We start from the raw sequence: 18089 nt of genomic DNA on the forward strand, positions 1-18089 counted from the left end.
AAAACCAGGCGACCACGCCAGTTCCTCTGTCCACCCTTGTAGACCGTCGTTTCCACCCCCATATTGGGGCGACTGACGCGTGAAGGAATCCATCTTGAGCGAACTTCTCAACCGCCGCCTGAGCCTGCTCGGCCAGGGCGACAACCTCTCCCTGCTCAAGCAGTGCCTGCACGGCATCGAGCGTGAATGCCTGCGCGTGACCGAGGACGGTCGTCTGGCCCAGACCCCGCACCCCGAAGCCCTGGGCGCGGCCCTGACCCACGAGCAGATCACCACCGACTATTCCGAGTCGCTGCTGGAGTTCATCACCCCTGCCCTGGCCGACCCTGCCCAGACCCTCGAAAGCCTCGAGAACATCCATCGCTTCGCCTACAGCAAGCTCGGTAACGAGTACCTGTGGAGCCCGTCGATGCCCTGCCCGCTGCCGGCCGAGGAAGACATCCCGATCGCCTGGTACGGCACCTCGAACATCGGTCAGCTCAAGTACGTGTACCGCAAGGGCCTGGCCCTGCGCTACGGGCGCACCATGCAATGCATTGCCGGCATCCACTACAATTTTTCGCTGCCAGAACAGATCTGGCCGCTGCTGCGCCAGGCCGAAGGCCAGGCGGGCGACGACCGCGACTACCAGTCGTCGGCGTACATCGCACTGATCCGCAACTTCCGTCGCTACAGCTGGCTGCTGATGTACCTGTTCGGCGCCTCCCCGGCGCTGGACGCAGGCTTCCTGCGCGGCCGCGCGCACCAGCTCGAACAATTCGATGCCGACACCCTGTACCTGCCCTACGCCACCAGCCTGCGCATGAGCGACCTGGGTTACCAGAGCAACGCCCAGGCCGGCCTGACGCCGTGCTACAACAACCTGGCCAGCTACACCGACAGCCTGCGCAAGGCCGTCGCCACGCCCTATGCGCCGTATGTCGAGATCGGCACGCACAAGGATGGCGAGTGGGTACAGCTGAACACCAACATCCTGCAGATCGAAAACGAGTACTACTCCAACATCCGCCCCAAGCGCGTGACCTACAGCGGCGAGCGGCCGATCCAGGCGCTGATGGCCCGCGGCATCCAGTACATCGAAGTGCGCTGCCTGGACATCAATCCGTTCCTGCCCACCGGCATCGACCTCACCGAAGCGCGCTTCCTCGACGCCTTCCTGCTGTTCTGCGCACTGGAGCAGAGCCCGCTGCTGGACAACGGCGAGTGCGGCCAGTGCACCAGCAACTTCCTCAGCGTGGTCAAGCAGGGCCGCAAGCCTGGCCTGGAACTGCAACGTGACGGCCAGCCGGTCGCGCTCAAGCAGTGGGCCGACGAGCTGCTGCAACGTATCGCCCCGCTGGCCGAACTGCTCGACCGCAGCCACGCCAGCGACGAGCACGCCAAGGCCCTGGCCGCGCAGGCGGCCAAGGTCAGCGACCCGTCGCTGACGCCGTCGGCCCAGGTGCTGGCGAGCATGACCGAGCACAAGGAGAGCTTCAGCCGCTTCTCCCTGCGCCAGAGCCAGGCGCATGCCGACTACTTGCGCGGCACGCCGCTGAGCAGCGAGGCGCAGCAGCGTTTCGAGGCCCTGGCGCGTGAATCGCTGGAGGCCCAGGCCACCCTGGAGCGCGAAGAGGACGTGGTCGATTTCGACCTGTTCGTGGGCGCCTACCAGGCCAGCATCCTGGCGATCAGCAACTGACATGAGCCGTGCAGCCACGCCCCGCAAACCGCGCGCTGCCAGCCAGGCCCGGATCGACTCGATCCTGGCCGCCGCACGCGACCTGCTGGCCAGCGAAGGCGTGGCCAGCCTGTCGATCTATGCAGTGGCCGAACGCGCACAGATCCCACCCTCGTCGGTGTACCACTTCTTCGCCAGTGTGCCGGCGCTGCTCGAAGCCTTGACGGCGGATGTGCACAGCGCCTTTCGCGCCTGCCTGCAGGCGCCGATCGAGCCTGGCAGCCTGCAGCACTGGGGCGACCTGTCGCGCCTGGTGGAGCAGCGCATGCTGAGCATCTACAACCAGGATGCGGCGGCGCGCCAGCTGATTCTGGCGCAGCATGGGCTGAGCGAAGTGACCCAGGCCGACCGCCAGCACGATATCGAGCTGGGCGACCTGATGCACAAGCTGTTTGCCGAGCACTTCCGGCTGCCGGCGTTGCCGGACGATGTGGATGTGTTTGCCCTGGCGATGGAGCTGGGAGACCGGGTGTATGCCCGTTCGGTGCAGCTGCACGGGCAGATCACCCCGCGCATGGCGGAGGAAGGAATGCGGGTGTTCGATGCGTATCTGGGATTGTACCTGCCGCCCTTTCTGCCCAAACGCTGACGGCCCTTTCGCCGGCAAGGCCGGCTCCTACAGGCCCGCTGTAAACCTGTAGGAGCCGGCCTTGCCGGCGAAGCTTTTTCAGAGCTTGGCGATCGACACTTCAGTCGACTTCACGAACGCAATCACCTCACTGCCCACCACCAGTTCCAGCTCCTTGACCGAACGGGTGGTGATCACCGAGGTGACGATGCCCGATGCCGTCTGCACGTCGATTTCCGACAGTACTGGGCCTTCCAGGATTTCTTTCACAGTGCCTTTGAACTGGTTACGTACGTTGATCGCTTTGATGGTCATGTGCAGGTTTCCTTTTAAAGACGAAAGATCAATGGGCCCAACGCAGTTGCGTGGGCAAAGGTGCTACAGGTTCAGGCTCGGGCGGGGTGCCCGGCACCGACAGGACACGGTTCAGCACTTCGGTTTCCAGCGCCGCCAGGCGATGCGAGCCGCGTGCCCGCGGACGCGGCAGGTCGACCAGCAGGTCCAGGCCGATCTCGCCGTCCTCGATCAGGATCACCCGATCGGCCACGGCCACCGCTTCGCTGACGTCATGGGTCACCAGCAACACGGTGAAGCCGTGCTTGCGCCACAGGTTCTCGATCAGTTGCTGCATCTCGATCCGGGTCAGCGCATCCAGTGCGCCCAGCGGCTCGTCCAGCAGCAGCAGGCGCGGCTGGTGAATCAGCGCACGGGCCAGGGCCACGCGCTGCTTCTGCCCACCGGACAACGCCGCCGGCCACTCGTTGGCCCGGTCTGCCAGGCCCACTGCCTCCAGCGCCTGCAACGCACGCTCGCGCCAGTTGCCGGTCAGCCCCAGGCCGACGTTGTCGATGACTTTCTTCCAGGGCAGCAGGCGCGCCTCCTGGAACATCAGCCGGGTGTCCTCGCGGGCATCGCTGAGCGCCGCAGAACCGGCCAGCAGCTCGCCGGCACTGGGCTGGTCGAGCCCGGCCAGCAGACGCAGCAGGGTGCTCTTGCCGCAGCCGCTACGGCCGACGATGGCAACGAACTGGCCCGCCGGGATGTGCAAGTCGATATCGCGCAGCACCTGGCGTTGGCCAAAGGTCTTTTGCAGCTTGTGCACGGCCAGCGGTATTCCGCGCAGCAGCCGTGGCGGTTGTTCCTTGAGCACGGTCATGCGCCGTCTCCCTTGCTGACTTGATAGGCCGGGTGCCAGCGCAGCCATACACGCTCCAGGCCACGGGCGGCCAGGTCGGCGAGCTTGCCGAGCACGGCGTACAGCACGATCGCCAGCACCACCACGTCGGTTTGCAGAAATTCGCGGGCGTTCATCGCCAGGTAGCCGATGCCGGCGTTGGCCGAGATGGTTTCGGCCACGATCAGGGTCAGCCACATGAAGCCCAGCGCGAAGCGCACGCCCACCAGGATCGAGGGCAGCGCACCGGGCAGGATCACCTGGCGAAACAGCGCAAAACCGCTCAGGCCATAGCTGCGGGCCATCTCCACCAGCGCCGGGTCGACGTTGCGGATGCCGTGGTAGGTGTTCAGGTAGATCGGGAACAGGGTGCCCAGGGCCACCAGGAAGATCTTTGCCGACTCGTCGATGCCGAACCACAGGATCACCAGCGGGATCAGCGCCAGGTGCGGCACGTTGCGGATCATCTGCACCGAGCTATCGAGCAGGCGTTCGCCCCACTTCGACAGGCCGGTGATGAAGCCCAGCGCCAGGCCGATGCTGCCGCCGATCACGAAGCCGACCGCGGCGCGCCAGCCGCTGATGGCCAGGTGGGTCCAGATTTCGCCGCTGCGCACCAGCTCCACGCCGGCACTGAGGACCGCGCTCGGCGCTGGCAGGATGCGCGTCGACAGCCAGCCGGCGCTGACCGCCAGCTGCCACACCGCCAGCAGCAGCACGGGCAGGGCCCACGGCGCCAGGCGATGCGACAAGGGAATGGAGGATCGTTTCATGCTTCGATCCTCACGCCTTGGCCGCGGCTTTGGGCAGGATGTCGTTGGCGACCATCTCACCGAACGGGCTTACGTAGTTGGCACCGGCCGGGGCCTCGGGGCGCTGGATGTCCAGGTGCGGGAACAGCAGTTCGGCCACGCGGTAGGACTCTTCCAAATGCGGGTAACCGGAAAAGATGAAGGTGTCGATACCCAGGTCGGCGTATTCCTTGACCCGTGCGGCCACGGTCGGGCCATCGCCGACCAGCGCGGTGCCGGCACCGCCACGCACCAGGCCGACCCCGGCCCACAGGTTGGGGCTGACCTCCAGGTTGTCGCGGTTGCCGCCATGCAGCGCAGCCATGCGTTGCTGGCCCACCGAGTCAAAGCGCGCCAGCGAGGCCTGGGCACGGGCAATGGTGTCGTCGTCCAGGTGCGAGATCAGGCGCTCGGCCGCTTGCCAGGCCTCGGCGTTGGTCTCGCGCACGATCACGTGCAGGCGGATACCGAAACGAACGCTACGGCCCTGCTGGGCGGCCTTGGCGCGCACCTGTTCGATTTTCTCGGCCACGGCGGCCGGTGGCTCGCCCCAGGTCAGGTACAGCTCGACCTGTTCGGCGGCGAGGTCTTGCGCCGCTTCCGACGAGCCACCGAAGTACAGCGGCGGGCGTGGCTGTTGCACCGGCGGGTAGAGCAGCTTGGCGCCTTTTACCTTGATGTGCTGGCCATCGTAGTCGACGGTTTCGCCTTCCAGCACGCGGCGCCAGATGCGGGTGAATTCCACCGAGGCCTGGTAGCGCTCTTCGTGACTGAGGAACAGGCCGTCGCCGGACAGCTCTTCCGGGTCGCCACCGGTCACCAGGTTGAACAGCGCACGGCCATTGGACAGGCGGTCGAGGGTCGCGGCCTGGCGTGCCGCCACGGTCGGCGAGATGATTCCCGGGCGCAAGGCCACCAGGAACTTCAGGCGCTGGGTCACCGGAATCAGCGACGCGGCCACCAGCCACGAGTCTTCGCACGAGCGGCCGGTAGGGATCAGCACGCCACCGAAGCCCAGACGGTCGGCGGCCTGGGCGATCTGTTGCAGGTAACCATGATCGACAGCGCGAGCACCTTCGGCGGTGCCAAGGTAATGACCGTCGCCGTGGGTTGGCAGAAACCAGAAAACATTGAGGCTCATTGGAGTTGTCTCCTAAGGGGTGGCGCAAGCCGGGGCGGCGCCCCGGTGCGGTCGAACGTCAAGGCGCGGTGGCGACCTTGGCCGGTGGCGTCCAGATCACATCCTTGATGCTCAGCGGCTTGGGAATCAGCTTCAGGGTATGGAAGGTGTCGGCGATCTTCTGCTGGGCGGTGACCACGTCCGGGGTCAGGAAATGCGCACCGTAGCCCTGGCGCTTGACCGAGGTCAGGGTGATGTCGGCCGGCAGGCCCAGCAGCGGCGCCACCTGGTCGGTGACCTCCTGCGGGTTGGCCTTGGACCACTCGCCCACCGCGCGCACCTCGTCCACCAGCGCGGCAATCACTTCAGGGTGCTGCTGCGCATAGGGCCGGGTGGCCAGATAGAACTGGTGGTTGTCGACGATGCCACTGCCATCGCGCAGGGTGCGTGCCTGCAACTGCTGCTCGGCGGCGGCCTGGTACGGGTCCCAGATGACCCAGGCGTCGACGCTGCCACGCTCGAACGCGGCGCGGGCATCGGCTGGCGGCAGGAATACCGGCGTGATGTCGGTGTACTTGAGGCCGGCGTCTTCCAGGGCGCGCACCAGCAGGTAGTGCACGTTGGAGCCCTTGTTCAGGGCGACCTTCTTGCCCTTGAGTTCCTTCACCGACTGGATCGGCGAACCCTTGGGCACCAGGATCGCCTCGCTGGTGGGGGCCGGCGGCTCGTAGGCCACGTAGAGCAGGTCGGCACCGGCGGCCTGGGCAAACACGGGCGGGGTTTCGCCGGTCACGCCAAAGTCGATGGAGCCCACGTTGAGGCCCTCGAGCAGCTGCGGGCCGCCGGGGAATTCAGTCCACTGCACCTGCACGCCCTGGGCAGCCAGGCGCTTTTCAAGGGAGCCCTTGGCCTTGAGCAGCACCAGGGTGCCGTACTTCTGGTAACCGATGCGCAGGCTCTCGGCCTGGGCTTGAGTGATGGCGCCGAAGGACACAGCCGCAGCAAACAGAGCGACCAGACCGCGACGCAAAACGACAGTGCGCATAGCGCTCTCCTTTTTGCTGTGGGGGTTCAGGCTGCACCTGCTTGCCCGTTGGCGGGCGAGTAAGGTGGGGTAAGACAGTAAAGCCGGTGTAGCGCTTCAGATGCTCCAGCGAGCACTGAGCAGACGTTCGTTGAGCAGGCCCGGGGCCACCGGCTTGGGGCGGCGCGCCAGGGCGCTGTGAAACAGTTCCAGCGATTCGTTGAGACGCTGCTCAAGCACCGGCGCCAATTGGGCGGCGGCGCTGCCTTCGCCGTAGGCGATCTGGCTGTCGTCGGCGAAGATCCCCTGCAGGGTCTCCTGGGCCTTGAGCGCCGAGAGCACCGGCTTGAGCGCGTAGTCCACCGCCAGCATGTGGGCGATGCTGCCACCGGTGGCGATGGGCAGAACCACCTTGTGTTCCAGCGCACGCTCGGGCAGCAGGTCGAGCAGGGTCTTCAGCGCACCGGCGAAGGACGCCTTGTATACCGGGGTGGCAACCACCAGGCCGTCGGCCTGGGCCACCAGTTGCAGGAAGTGCTGCACCGTGGGGCTGTCGAAACGTGCGTGCAGCAGGTCTTCGGCGGGGAAATCGCGCACCTGGAAGCTCACAACTTCCACGCCCTGGCTGTTCAGCCATTGCCGCGCGCGGTCGAGCAGGACGCCGGAGCGCGAACGCAGACTGGGACTACCGCCGAGAGAAACAACCAGCATTGGAGCACTTCCTTGATCGTGTTCTAGAGGGCCGCGAGATTGGATCTCGCTGGAGTGGAGTGACCATAACAGCTCGGCATATATACCAATAAATCATATTTTTTCATTTGTTTATTCTATATGGAACTATAAGAGCTTCGCCGGCAAGGCCGGTTCCTACAGGGGGCAGTGCAACCTTGCAGGAGCCGGCCCTGCCGGCGAAAGAGGCCCGCGCGGACATAAAAAAAGGGCCGTCGAAACGGCCCCGAAATGCCCTGCTGTGGCTACATCAAAACATTCAACGGTTAGGCTGCGGGGTCAGGCGCAGGTACGGCTTGACCGCCCGGTAGCCCTTCGGAAAGCGCCGCTTGATTTCCTCTTCGTCCTTGAGCGACGGCACGATCACCACCTCGTCACCGTCCTGCCAGTTGGCCGGGGTGGCGACCTTGTGGTTGTCGGTGAGCTGCAACGAATCGATCACCCGCAAAATCTCGTTGAAGTTGCGGCCGGTGCTGGCCGGGTAGGTGATGGTCAGGCGGATCTTCTTGTTCGGGTCGATCACGAACAGGGAGCGTACCGTCAGGGTGTCGCTGGCGTTGGGGTGGATCAGGTCGTACAGGTCCGACACCTTGCGGTCGGCGTCGGCCAGGATCGGGAAGTTGACGAGGGTGTTCTGGGTTTCATTGATGTCTTCGATCCAGCGGTGGTGCGAGTCCACCGGGTCGACCGACAGCGCGATGGCCTTGACCCCGCGCTCGGCGAACTGGTCCTTGAGCTTGGCGGTAAAGCCCAGTTCCGTGGTGCACACCGGGGTGAAGTCGGCGGGGTGCGAGAACAGCACGCCCCAGCTGTCGCCCAGCCACTCGTGGAAGCGGATCTTGCCCGCGCTGGAATCCTGTTCGAAATCGGGGGCGATATCGCCGAGTCTGAGGCTCATGGTGCGGCTCCTTGGCTGGGTTGTTTATGACCTCACTGTAGCCTGCCTGTGCATAAGGTTAAAAAGAATAAATATCGATTTATTTATAATTTTTAGATCTATTGGAATGGAGGCGAAAAAAACCCCGCGCAAGGCGGGGTTTCTTCATCAATCACACTTACATGAAGTTGTAGGTGTAGTTGAAGATCAGGCGGGTTTGGTCGGTATCTTTGGTGTACTCGCTGGTATCACCGTTGGTGCCGCGATATACGCCGTGACGCAAGCTGACGCCAAGGCCCTTGAAGGTGCCTTCTTGCAGCACGTAGTCGATACGCGCATCGCGTTCCCACTCACTGTAGGAGCCCTGACCGGAGGCGTTGCGAACATTCTCACCGTGCAGATACGAGATCGCAGTCTTCAGACCCGGAACACCCAGGCGAGCGAAGTCATACGAGTATTGGCCGAATGTGGTGTTCTCACCCGCACGGGCGAACTGGTTGATCATGCTGTCGGTGAACAGGTAGAAGCTTGCGCCACCCGCACCTTCTGGACGACCGTTACCGTCACGCACCGAACCTTGGTTCAACCAGACGAAACCACCGTCATCACCCACTTGCTGGTGGCCCAGCAAGACTGCATGGCCGCCCAGGGTGTAGGTGAACATTGCACTCCAGGTCTTGTTGTCGACTTCGCCTGCGTGCTTGGCATAACCGTTGTTATTGTTGAAGCCATAACCAGCGTCGCCGCTGCTGTTCTTGCCGTCGCTGCTGCTGTCGAAGTAGCGCAGGTCGGTCTTGAAGGACTGGTCTTCACCGATTGGCAGCACGTGCACCAGGCCCAGGAAGTGCTGTTTGTAGAAGTCTTCCAGGTTCGAGTAGTAGTACTGCAGGGTCAGATCTTTGGTGACCTTCCAGTCGCCACCGGCAAACTGGAACTTGTTGCTGTCTGCGCTCGCACCGTTCACCGACAGGCCGGTACGGTTGCTCGAAGCACGGCCCATGGCGTGGGTCAGCTGGCCGCCGTTCAGGGTCAGGTTGTCGATTTCTTTCGACTGGATGGTGCCGCCTTCAAACGTTTGCGGCAGCAAACGGCCATCGTTCGCGACCAGGATTGGCAGGTTCGGGGCCAGAGCGCTGCCGAAATGAGCCTCAGTCTTGGAGAAACGAGCCTTGGCGTTACCACCAATACGCGCCCATTGGCTCACTGCAGAGCCGTCGGTGTCGCTTGGCAGGAAGGTGCTGTTATCCGGGTGCTTGCCACGGCCACCGTCCAGATGGATACCCCAGAGTGCCTGTACATCTACACCAAAGCCCACGGTACCTTGGGTGAAACCCGACAGGTAGTCCAGCTTGAATCCCTGGCCAACCTCACGGTTATCCGGACCGCGGTTGTTAGCCGGAGTAGGGGAATAACGGTTGTCGTTATCGAAATACATGGTTCGCGAACTGAGCGACAGCTTGCTGTCCTCTACGAAACCGGCTGCACCCGCTTGCTGGGCCAGTACCCCTACGGCCACGGCAAGTGCCAGGCTGGACTTGTTCATGCATCACTCCTTTCGATTCTAATTTTTGTGTGTCGCTTGATGGGCAGACTCTGTCGTTCCGCTCCAAAGACGATTGGCGATTAGCACCAAAGCGTGACTGATAAGTCAATCGTAACCAGTCGTTTCACTACTTTGGTCTAAGGCGCCGGCCTTGGGTACGAAGGATAATGACAATCCTATAAATCAAAAAAGACAATTTTGTGAATTTTTCAGATTATTACGGAATATAGTCCGATTATTTCAGCGTTTTGCAGGATAGCCCATAAGCTAATTCCCATATCTTCTTAAAAATATATTTTTTATACCGATCATCTTCCTCATTGCCCCGGCAGCCCGCGATTGTTCACCACCCTGGCAGCGACCACCTTGACTCGGGTCATCCAGCCAATGACTCCTAAGCTAATGCCAAAAAGTTATTTATTTCTACATTATTAGATCAATTAGTCTTCTCGTCATCCACACCGCCTACCCGCCTGACGAGGAGTTTTCCATGACCCTGCCTGCCCCGCTGCGCCTGTTCACCGCCCTGGCCCTGGCCGGTGCCGCCTTCTTCGTCCAGGCCGCCGACCTGACCGTGGCCTACCAGACCACCGTCGATCCGGCCAAGGTGGCCCAGGTCGATGGCACCTATGAAAAGACCAGCAAGGCCAGCATCGACTGGCGCAAGTTCGACAGCGGCGCCGACGTGATCACCGCCGTCGCCTCCGGTGACGTACAGATCGGCTACCTGGGCTCCAGCCCCCTGGCCGCCGCCGCCACCCGCAAGCTGCCGGTGGAAACCTTCCTGATCGCCACCCAGATCGGCGCCGCCGAGGCACTGGTGGCTCGCGAGGGCAGCGGCATCAACTCGCCGCAGGACCTGATCGGCAAGAAGATCGCCGTACCGTTCGTGTCCACCGGCCACTACAGCCTGCTGGCCGCACTCAAACAGTGGAACATCGACCCGTCCAAGGTGCAGATCCTCAACCTCGCGCCACCGGCGATCATCGCCGCCTGGAAGCGCGGCGACATCGACGCCACCTACGTATGGGACCCAGCCCTGGGCGTGGCCAAGGAAAACGGCAAGGTGCTGATCACCTCCGGCGAGCTGGCCGAAAAAGGCGCGCCGACCTTCGACGCCTGGATCGTGCGCAAGGACTTCGCCGCCAAGCACCCCGAGATCGTCAAGGCCTTCGCCAAGGTCACCCTCGACGCCTACGCCGACTACCGCAAAAACCCGCAAGCCTGGCTGGCCGACAAGGCCAACGTCGACAAGCTGGTCAAGCTTTCCGGCGCCAAGGCCGCGGACATTCCGGGCCTGCTGCAGGGCAACGTGTTCCCGCTGGCCGCCGACCAGGTCGCGGCCCTGGGCGCACCGACCACCAAGGCCATCACCGACACCGCCACCTTTCTCAAGGAACAAGGCAAGGTCGACGCGGTACTGCCGGACTACGCGCCCTATGTCAGCGCCCAGTTCATCACCAACTGACACCGGAGCCCCTTCATGGCCCTGCTACAACTGGAGCGCATCAGCGCACAGTACCCCGGCGCTGCCGAACCCGTACTGGCCGACATCTCACTGAGCCTGGGCCCGCAGCAGCTGCTGGTGGCCCTGGGCCCTTCCGGCAGCGGCAAGACTTCGCTGCTCAACCTGATCGCCGGCTTCGTCACCCCCAGCGCCGGGCGCATCACCCTCGATGGCCAAGCGGTGCAGGGCCCCGGCGCCGACCGTGGCGTGGTGTTCCAGGACGACGCCCTGCTGCCCTGGCAGGACGTACTGGCCAACGTCGGCTTCGGCCTGGAACTGGCCGGCGTACCCCGTGCACAACGTGAAGCCAGGGCCCGCGAAATGCTCGCCCTGGTGGACCTGGCCGACTTCGGCAGCCGGCGTATCTGGCAATTGTCGGGCGGGCAGAAGCAGCGTGTGGGCCTGGCCCGTGCACTGGCTGCCGACCCGCGCATCCTGCTGATGGACGAGCCGTTCGGCGCCCTGGATGCATTCACCCGCGAACAGATGCAGGAACTGCTGCTGCAGGTGTGGCAACGCACCGCCAAGCCGGTGTTCCTGATTACCCACGACATCGAGGAGGCGGTGTTCCTGGCCACCGAACTGGTGCTGCTGGCGCCCAACCCGGGGCAGATCGTCGAGCGCCTGCAACTGGACTTCGGCCAGCGCTACGCCGCAGGCGAATCGGCACGCGCGATCAAGTCCGACCCACGCTTCATCGAAACCCGCGAGCACGTACTGTCGCGGGTGTTCTCCCAACGCAGCGCCACCCCGCGCAAGGAGCTCGCATGAGCAGCCTCGACCTGCCGGTAACGGCCAAACCTGCCGCTGCTGCAGCGGTGCCCGTGAAGGTGCGGCGCAGCCTGAGCACACGCTGGATCAGCGTACTGACCCTGGCCACGCTGCTGCTGGCCTGGTGGGCGGTGACCGCCGCCGAATGGATCGAGCCGCTGTTTCTGCCCTCGCCCGAGGCGGTGCTGGGCAAGGCCTGGCTACTGATGACCCAGGGCTACATGGAATCGACCCTGTGGCAGCACCTGGGCGCGAGCCTGCAGCGTATCGGCCTGGCCCTGGGCGCGGCGATCCTGACCGCGATCCCGATCGGCATCGCCATCGGCCACAACCGTATTGCCCGCGGCATCTTCGACCCGCTGATCGAGTTCTACCGGCCGATCCCGCCGCTGGCCTACCTGCCGTTGATCGTGATCTGGTGCGGCATCGGCGAGTTGTCCAAGGTGCTGCTGATCTACCTGGCGATCTTCGCCCCGATCGCCATCGCCACCGCCACCGGCGTACGCACCGTCGACCCGGCCAGGCTGCGCGCCGCGCAGTCGCTGGGGGCCACCCGGGCACAACTGATTCGCCACGTGATCCTGCCCAGCGCGCTGCCCGACATTCTTACCGGCGTGCGCATCGGCCTGGGCGTGGGCTGGTCGACCCTGGTGGCCGCCGAACTGATTGCCGCCACCAGCGGGCTGGGCTTCATGGTGCAGTCAGCCGCGCAGTTCCTGGTGACCGACGTGGTGGTGCTGGGCATTCTGGTGATTGCCCTGATCGCCTTCGCATTGGAAATGAGCTTGCGCGCCCTGCAGCGCAAGCTCGTGCCCTGGCATGGCCAGAGCCATTGAGACTTGCACAAAGAGACCGACATGAGCCTGACCATTACCCCGCTGAGCCCCGCGCTCGGCGCCCAGATCAGCGGCATCGACCTGACCCGCGAGATCAGCCGTGAACACCGTGACGCCGTGGAGCAGGCGCTGCTCCAGCACCAGGTGCTGTTCTTTCGCGAGCAGCCGCTGACCCCGCAGCAGCAGGCCAGTTTTGCCGCGCGTTTCGGCGATCTGCACATTCACCCCATCTACCCCAACGTGCCCGAAACGCCACAGGTACTAGTGCTCGACACGGCCGTCACCGATGTACGCGACAACGCCATCTGGCATACCGACGTGACCTTTCTGCCCACCCCGGCGCTGGGTGCGGTGCTCAGCGCCAAGCAGTTGCCGGCCTATGGTGGCGACACCCTGTGGGCCAGCGGCATTGCCGCCTATGAGGCACTGTCGGCGCCGCTGCGCCAGCTGCTCGACGGGCTGACCGCCACCCACGACTTCACCAAGTCGTTTCCGCTGGAGCGCTTTGGCAACACCGCCGAAGACCTGGCGCGCTGGGAAGCGGCGCGGCGCAACAACCCGCCGCTGTCGCACCCGGTGATCCGCACGCACCCGGTGAGCGGGCGCAAATCGCTGTTCGTGAGCGAAGGCTTCACTACCCGCATCAACGAACTGGGCGAGGCCGAGAGCGAGGCGATCCTGAAACTGCTGTTCGCCCACGCCACGCGCCCGGAGTTCACCATCCGCTGGCGTTGGCAGGAAAACGACGTGGCGTTCTGGGACAACCGCGTAACGCAGCATTACGCGGTAGACGATTACCGACCGCAGCGGCGGGTAATGCATCGGGCGACTATTCTGGGCGACAAGCCGTTTTGAAGCGGTGCGCCGCGGCCATCAATTACGTACTACGTGGTACGAATCAAGGTATGAAAACACCCCGTTGGGCGTAGCTGGCAAGAGGGAGGCATTCGCCGGCAAATCCGGCTCCTGTAGGAGCCGGCCTTGCCGGCGAAGGGGCCGGCAGCCCTAACGCACCATGTGCAAAAACTGCAGGTGACGCTCGTACTGGTCGAGGATGTCGTTGATGATCTGCTCCTTGCTGTAGCCCACCAGGTCGTAATCCTGGCTGCCTTCGCTCAGGTGCACCTCGGCGCGGTAGTAGCGCCGGTTCTTCAACTCCTGCGTGCCCAGCCCGGCCAGTGCGAACGATGGCGTGAAGTAGCCGCGCATCTGCACCTGGTAGATGAACGGCTGCTCTTCGCCATGGCCGATCTTCAGGCTCACGTTGTCGTGGCTCGGGTCTTCCTGGGTGATGACATTCAGGCCCTTCTCGGCAAACACGTCGGTCACCTCGGCAATCGCCGGGCGCACCACGTCATCCATGAACCGGTACACCTCGTCCCGCGAGGGGAAGTGCACCGCCTGGCTCAGGCGATGCCGCCAGCCGCCACGCCCGCGCCGCGAGTTGGCGAACGGTGCCAGCGAGTGCATCTGCGCGATCTGACGCTGCGACTCCAGGTAGAACGCCTTGTGCAGGCCCCACATCATCGCCAGCAGGATCACCGAGAACGGCAGCGAGGTCAGCACCACCGCCGACTTGAGCGAGTCGATGCTGCCGGCAAACAGCAGCCCGCTGGTCACCAGCGCCGTCATCGCACCCCAGAACACCCGCAGCCAGTTGGGGCCGTCCTCGTCCGGGCTGCCGTCACGGGCCGACAGGGTCGAGAGCACCACCGTGCCCGAGTCGGCCGAAGTGACGAAGAACACGAAGCTGATGAACACCGTGACCGCGATCACCACCTTGCTCCACGGGTAGGTTTCCAGCAGCAGGTACAGGCTCATCGAGGGGTTTTCCAGCGCCGACTGCCCCAGCGCCGTAGCGCCATTGAGCACCTGCAGGATCGCGCTGTTACCGAAGATGGACATCCACGCCAGGGTGAAGCCCAGCGGAATCAGAAGCACGCCGAACACGAACTCGCGGATGGTGCGCCCGCGGGAAATCCGTGCGATGAACAACCCGACGAACGGCGCCCAGGCAATCCACCAGGCCCAGTAGAACACCGTCCAGCCGCCCAGCCAGTCGCTCGGTTCGTTGTAGGCGTACACGTCGAAGCTCTTGCGCGGCAACGCGCCCAGGTAGTCGCCCAGGTTCTGGATCAGGGTGTTGAACAGGTGCTGGGTAGGCCCGGCGAACAGTACGAACAGCAGCAGTGCGCAGGCCAGCACCATGTTGATGTCGGACATCACCCGCACGCCCTTGTCGACCCCGGCGATGGCCACCACCACCGCTGCACCCATCATCAGGCTGATCAGGATCACCTGCACCCACTGGGTGTGCGGGATGCCGAACAGGTAGTCCAAGCCCGAGTTCAGGTGCAGCACGCCAAAGCCCATGTCGGCGCCCAGGCCGAACACCGTGGCGATGATGCCGAAGCCGTCCACCGCGTAGCCGATGGGGCCGTTGATGCGCTTGCCGATCAGCGGGTACAGCGCCGAACGCAGCGCCAGCGGCAGGTTGTGGCGGTAGGCGAAGTAGGCCAGCGCCATGCCCACGAAGGCGAACACGCCCCAACCGTGCAGGCCCCAGTGCAGAAACAGCAGCTGCATCGCCTGGCGCCCGGCCTCGGCGGTGCCGGCTTCGCCCTGGGGCGGCTGCAGCAGGTGGGTCAGGGGTTCGGAGACGCAGAAGAAGAACAGCGTGATGCTGATGCCGGCGGCGAACAGCATGCCGGCCCACGACAGGTAGCTGAACTCGGGTTCGTCGTGGTCGGCACCGAGCTTGATCTTGCCGTAGCCGGACAAGGCGGTGACCACCACGAAGACCAGGTACAGGGTCATCGCCAGCATGTAGTACCAGCCCACGGTGTTGGCGGCCCAGTTCTGCGCCGCCAGCAGCCATTCACCGGCCACCTGCGGGTTGCTGATCACGGCCAGGCCGAACAGCAGGATGAAGCTGGCGGCAAAATAGAACACCGGGGGGTTCATGCGGATAGTGCTGGGGGTATTCGAAGACGGTGCACTCATTGCGTGTGCACCTCGCCGGGGTGTGTGAGGGTTGAGTTGTACGGGTTCAGCAAAGGGTTTCCTCCTGTTGAACACCGGCAGCGGACCACCGTTTAAGTTGAACGAGCGTTCAAGTTAAACATGGATGGGGTCGGTACGCGACCCTGTAGGAGCCGGCATTGCCGGCGAAAAATGGATCAGGCCCGCATCAGCGCATGGGCAACCGGCGATCGCTACGCGCTCGATCGCCGGCAAGGCCGGCTCCTACAGAGGCTGGCGCTCCCAGGAAAGTTCCTTACTTCTGCGTCCCATCATCATGCTGCAGATTGGCCTGGGTCAGGTTGCTGCCTGCCGCCACACTGCGGGTCAGCCACACATTGCCGCCGATGGTCGAGCCCTTGCCGATGGTGATACGCCCCAGAATAGTCGCGCCGGCGTAAATCACCACGTCGTCCTCGACGATCGGGTGGCGCGGCTGGCCCTTCTGCAACTGCCCCGACTCGTCCGCCGGGAACCGCTTGGCGCCCAGGGTCACCGCCTGGTAGATACGCACCCGCTCGCCAATGATCGCCGTCTCGCCGATCACCACACCGGTGCCATGGTCGATGAAGAAGCTCGGGCCGATCTGTGCGCCGGGGTGAATGTCGATGCCGGTGGCCGAATGCGCCAGCTCCGAACTGATGCGCGCCAGCAGCGGCAGCCCGGCGCGGTACAGGTGATGCGCCAGGCGGTGGTGGATCACTGCCAGCACGCCGGGGTAGCACAGCAGCACCTCGTCCACGCTGCGCGCCGCCGGGTCGCCGTGATAGGCCGCCAGTACATCGGTATCGAGCAACGTGCGCAGGCCCGGCAGGGCGGCGGCGAAATCCTGGATCAGGCGCAGCGCCTGGGCGTCAATCTCCAGCGACTCGGCCTTGCCCTGGCGCGCGGCGTAGCGCAGCTCAAGGCGCGCCTGGGCCAGCAATGCGGTCAGCGCCGCGTCCAGGGTGTTGCCCACATAGAAGTCTTCGCTCTCTTCGCGCAGGTCCACCGGGCCCAGGCGCATGGGGAACAGCGCGCCGCACAGCTGCTCGAGAATCTGGCGCATCGCCTCGCGCGAGGGCAGCTCGCGCCCGCCCTGCTCGCCACTGCTGCGGCCATTGCGGCTGCGCCATTGGTCACGGGCTGAACGCAGCTGGCTGACGAGGGTTTGCAACTGCCAATGGCCTGTTTGCGCGTTGTCGCTCACGGTTGTCTCTCCTGACGCGGCGGCGGCTTGTGGAGGGGGTGGCCGCCTTGTTGCGGATCACTTTACGGCAAATGGCCACGGCGGAAAAAATATCCCTTTATGCGCTTTGGCTATAAATCCGGCATAAGCCGCCCCAGTGGAAGAGACGCCCACGGCTGCCTATAGTCGAAGTTTCCCCAGTCAGCCCGATGCCATGATCGAACACCAGCTCGAACGCTTCAAACGCCTGCCCTTGCTCGATGCACCCACCCCGCTGCACCGGCTCGAACGCCTGTCGGCCTGGGCCGGGCGCGACATCTACATCAAGCGCGACGACCTCACCCCGCTGGCCCTGGGCGGCAACAAGCTGCGCAAGCTCGAGTACCTGGCCGCCGACGCGCTGGCCAGCGGTGCCGATACGCTGATCACCGCCGGCGCCATCCAGTCCAACCACGTGCGCCAGACCGCAGCACTGGCCGCGCAACTGGGCCTGGGCTGCGTGGCCCTGCTGGAAAACCCCATCGGCACCGACTCCCCCGCCTACCAGCACAACGGCAACCGCCTGCTGCTGGAACTGTTCGACGCCAGGGTCGAGCTTGTGGATAACCTCGACGATGCCGATGACCAGTTGCAGGCGCTGGCCGTGCGCCTGCATGCCAGCGGACGCAAGCCCTACATCGTGCCGATTGGCGGTTCCAATGCGCGTGGCGCCCTGGGCTATGTGCGCGCCGGGCTGGAGCTGGCCGAGCAGATCACCCGCAGCGGGCAGACCTTCGCCGGGGTGGTGCTGGCCTCCGGCAGTGCGGGCACCCACAGCGGCCTGGGCCTGGCGCTGGCCCAAGCGCTGCCGCAACTGCCGCTGATCGGCGTGACCGTGTCGCGCAGCGACGAGGCCCAGCGCCCCAAGGTGCAGGGCCTGGCCGAACGCACCGCCGAGCTGCTGGGCATCGACCTGCCTGACGCCTTCAAGGTCGAGCTGTGGGACGAGTACTTCGCGCCGCGCTACGGCGAACCGAAGGCCGGCACCCTGGCCGCCATCCGCCTGCTGGCCAGCCACGAGGGCCTGCTGCTGGACCCGGTGTACACCGGCAAGGCCATGGCCGGGCTGCTCGACGGCATCGCGCGCCAGCGTTTCGACGAGGGCCCGCTGATTTTTCTGCATACCGGTGGGGCACCTGCATTATTCGCCTACCCTGAGGTCTGGAGCAGTCAACCAATAACGGCTTAATTGATATCAGCG

At 64.4% G+C, this 18089-nt stretch carries 17 protein-coding genes; 7 read left to right on the forward strand and 10 right to left on the reverse strand.

The genetic code is table 11. The features are described 5' to 3' along the window. Positions 1-94 precede the first annotated feature (94 nt). On the forward strand, positions 95-1681 hold the full coding sequence (gshA, locus tag MF6396_RS22365; protein ID WP_043861618.1) for a glutamate--cysteine ligase: 1587 nt from the start codon (positions 95-97) through the stop codon (positions 1679-1681). A gap of 1 nt (position 1682) precedes the next feature. Further along, positions 1683-2309, forward strand: coding sequence for a TetR/AcrR family transcriptional regulator (locus MF6396_RS22370; RefSeq protein WP_043861617.1), 627 nt, complete (start codon positions 1683-1685; stop codon positions 2307-2309). Between the two features lie 78 nt (positions 2310-2387). Here MF6396_RS22370 and MF6396_RS22375 read toward each other — a convergent pair whose 3' ends face one another. From MF6396_RS22375 to MF6396_RS22410, 8 genes are all read right to left on the reverse strand, one after another. Beyond that, entirely contained in the window at positions 2388-2603 is a 216-nt protein-coding gene (locus MF6396_RS22375) for a TOBE domain-containing protein (protein WP_043861616.1), read from the reverse strand. Between the two features lie 28 nt (positions 2604-2631). After that, positions 2632-3444, reverse strand: a complete 813-nt coding sequence (ssuB, locus tag MF6396_RS22380) for an aliphatic sulfonates ABC transporter ATP-binding protein (RefSeq protein ID WP_043861615.1) — start codon at positions 3442-3444, stop codon at positions 2632-2634. Further along, positions 3441-4235, reverse strand: a complete 795-nt coding sequence (ssuC, locus tag MF6396_RS22385) for an aliphatic sulfonate ABC transporter permease SsuC (protein ID WP_043861614.1) — start codon at positions 4233-4235, stop codon at positions 3441-3443. The genes ssuB and ssuC overlap by 4 nt, the downstream gene beginning before the upstream one ends. 10 nt (positions 4236-4245) lie before the next feature. Next, positions 4246-5394, reverse strand: coding sequence for an FMNH2-dependent alkanesulfonate monooxygenase (ssuD, locus tag MF6396_RS22390; protein ID WP_078481609.1), 1149 nt, complete (start codon positions 5392-5394; stop codon positions 4246-4248). 58 nt (positions 5395-5452) lie between these two features. Then, positions 5453-6418: a sulfonate ABC transporter substrate-binding protein gene (locus tag MF6396_RS22395; protein ID WP_054915910.1), complete on the reverse strand. Its 966-nt coding sequence runs from the start codon at positions 6416-6418 to the stop codon at positions 5453-5455. A gap of 96 nt (positions 6419-6514) precedes the next feature. Beyond that, positions 6515-7108: an NADPH-dependent FMN reductase gene (gene ssuE, locus MF6396_RS22400; RefSeq protein WP_043861611.1), complete on the reverse strand. Its 594-nt coding sequence runs from the start codon at positions 7106-7108 to the stop codon at positions 6515-6517. A 277-nt stretch (positions 7109-7385) separates the two neighbouring features. After that, positions 7386-8024, reverse strand: coding sequence for a peroxiredoxin (locus MF6396_RS22405; protein WP_054915909.1), 639 nt, complete (start codon positions 8022-8024; stop codon positions 7386-7388). A gap of 157 nt (positions 8025-8181) precedes the next feature. Continuing rightward, complete coding sequence (locus MF6396_RS22410; RefSeq protein ID WP_058541687.1) at positions 8182-9546, reverse strand: OprD family porin; 1365 nt, start codon at positions 9544-9546, stop codon at positions 8182-8184. 490 nt (positions 9547-10036) lie between these two features. On the opposite strand from MF6396_RS22410, the gene tauA reads away from it, so the two are divergent. From tauA to tauD, 4 genes are read left to right on the forward strand one after another with little or no spacing between them, the layout of a single operon-like run. After that, positions 10037-11014: a taurine ABC transporter substrate-binding protein gene (gene tauA / locus MF6396_RS22415; RefSeq protein ID WP_043861608.1), complete on the forward strand. Its 978-nt coding sequence runs from the start codon at positions 10037-10039 to the stop codon at positions 11012-11014. A gap of 15 nt (positions 11015-11029) precedes the next feature. Next, positions 11030-11824, forward strand: a complete 795-nt coding sequence (gene tauB, locus MF6396_RS22420; protein WP_043861607.1) for a taurine ABC transporter ATP-binding subunit — start codon at positions 11030-11032, stop codon at positions 11822-11824. Further along, the gene (gene tauC, locus MF6396_RS22425; RefSeq protein ID WP_043861606.1) at positions 11821-12660 is read left to right on the forward strand and encodes a taurine ABC transporter permease TauC; all 840 of its coding nucleotides are present in this window, start codon (positions 11821-11823) and stop codon (positions 12658-12660) included. Before tauB ends, tauC begins: the two co-directional genes overlap by 4 nt. Positions 12661-12681: 21 nt before the next feature. Beyond that, positions 12682-13515: a taurine dioxygenase gene (gene tauD, locus MF6396_RS22430; RefSeq protein WP_054915908.1), complete on the forward strand. Its 834-nt coding sequence runs from the start codon at positions 12682-12684 to the stop codon at positions 13513-13515. 150 nt (positions 13516-13665) lie between these two features. Here tauD and betT read toward each other — a convergent pair whose 3' ends face one another. Together betT and epsC are read right to left on the reverse strand one after the other, a co-directional pair. Continuing rightward, positions 13666-15663 (reverse strand): choline transporter BetT, encoded by a 1998-nt coding sequence (gene betT / locus MF6396_RS22435; protein WP_054915907.1) that lies wholly within the window; start codon positions 15661-15663, stop codon positions 13666-13668. 274 nt (positions 15664-15937) lie between these two features. Continuing rightward, on the reverse strand, positions 15938-16870 hold the full coding sequence (epsC, locus tag MF6396_RS22440; RefSeq protein ID WP_043861603.1) for a serine O-acetyltransferase EpsC: 933 nt from the start codon (positions 16868-16870) through the stop codon (positions 15938-15940). 193 nt (positions 16871-17063) lie between these two features. Between epsC and MF6396_RS22445 the strand changes: the two genes are divergently transcribed. Continuing rightward, positions 17064-18077 carry a D-cysteine desulfhydrase gene (locus MF6396_RS22445; protein WP_078481610.1) on the forward strand — a complete coding sequence of 338 codons (1014 nt, stop codon included), beginning with the start codon at positions 17064-17066 and terminating at the stop codon, positions 18075-18077. The last annotated feature ends 12 nt before the right edge of the window (positions 18078-18089 follow it).

The sequence above is a fragment of the Pseudomonas sp. MF6396 genome (assembly GCF_002018915.1).
GTDB lineage: Bacteria > Pseudomonadota > Gammaproteobacteria > Pseudomonadales > Pseudomonadaceae > Aquipseudomonas > Aquipseudomonas palmensis.